Source organism: Aliivibrio sp. S10_S31, assembly GCF_014694495.1.
In the GTDB taxonomy this organism is placed as follows: domain Bacteria; phylum Pseudomonadota; class Gammaproteobacteria; order Enterobacterales; family Vibrionaceae; genus Aliivibrio; species Aliivibrio fischeri.
Genome location: NZ_JAAUWR010000068.1, coordinates 1 through 1,334, shown reverse-complemented (window position 1 = coordinate 1,334; position 1,334 = coordinate 1). Strand labels below are relative to the sequence as shown.

Here is a 1,334-nt window from a genome sequence, read left to right as displayed (position 1 = left end):
TAATGCCGCTCGCTTAACAGCTAGCGGCTCTTTTTTTATAAGGGTAGCGCGGTGCTTTATAAAGCACTTGTCGCGGAAATGGTTTTCGCTTTCTTTTTTTTGGCAGGATTAGACGCTTCCCGCTTTCTCGTAGATTTTTCAGCTTCTTGGGCACCGTTCCTGGAGTTCGTCCTGAACACCACAAGAACTCATCTTGGATTAGCCTTAACGCATTGATAAAGCTTATTCTTAATGGTTCCACTTTATGAAAATCTGCCATTCTTTTCATTTCTAGACGAACGAGGTTATAAGAAATCAAAATCCCCCATAACTCTTGATATATTCCTTCTAGTTTCAAGCTTCTAAGCACTGCTTGATTGTTAAGTTGACCTTGCTTTAATTCACCATAACCTTGTTCTATTTCCCATCGCTCCCAGTAAATTTCAACAATATCTTTCAATGGATAAGTCACTGGACACTCTAATGAAGTAATAAACCCTTTGATCTCTCCTTTCGGCTCAGGAATTAAAACTAAACGAGCTTGCCAGCTATCTCCGAGGTGGGGATATTTTCGTTTTGCATCAGGCGAAACTGGCATTTTAATCAGTTTATCGTAGTCTGAAAACTCTTCTAAAACTTCGTACCTAAATTTACTTTTTATTGGAGTTAACCAATGAGTATTTTTTCCTGCATTACGCCATGATTCAAAAAGTTCAGCGGACATAAAACCACGGTCAAAAAGAGTTAATGAATTATTTGGAGCGGAGCCAACTAACTGTTGTGCATAAGATATTTCACTATTGGTTATCGGTCCAAAAGCAGCATCTGAAATAAGGTGGGTACATGTGGACATGAGGGTAACAGCAAGAACTGAAGGAAATGTAGCCTTACCTGTCGCGTAGCCTAGCTTTTGGTTATCCTTAGTTTCAGGTGTTTTAAATTGAGTCCCGTCAACGCTCATGATTTTAAGTCCACAAATTAAATCAGATGATTCTTCTGTTTCCCATTTACTTGCCGTGGTATGAAATAGATAACGTAATGGTTCATAACCAATACGCTGTCTAGCTTTTACGATACTACTTGTGGCCAAGGGAGGGAGTTCTCCTTTAGCATCAGGGAAGGCTAATTCTAATTTATCACAAACATCGCTAATTGAGCGGTTACGCATTAAGCCAATTCCAAGCACTAACCAAACAGCTTGTTCAGCAGGAAATCTGCGCTTTCTGACAGCGGCGCGACCAGTTTGGTTAACGGCTTCTGAAATCCACTCAATAGGAATATTTTTCCGAAATGAATCCATAGATTCAGGAAGGTGAAATTCTGCAGTTAATTGTAATTCACGAGAAAACTCAGAC

1 protein-coding gene is annotated in these 1,334 nt (G+C 39.7%); it reads right to left on the bottom strand.

From position 1 onward, the window contains the following. Window positions 1–13: 13 nt before the first annotated feature. On the bottom strand, window positions 14–1,334 hold a 1,321-nt coding region (locus HC728_RS19560), incomplete at its 5' end, for an IS4 family transposase (protein ID WP_238933839.1).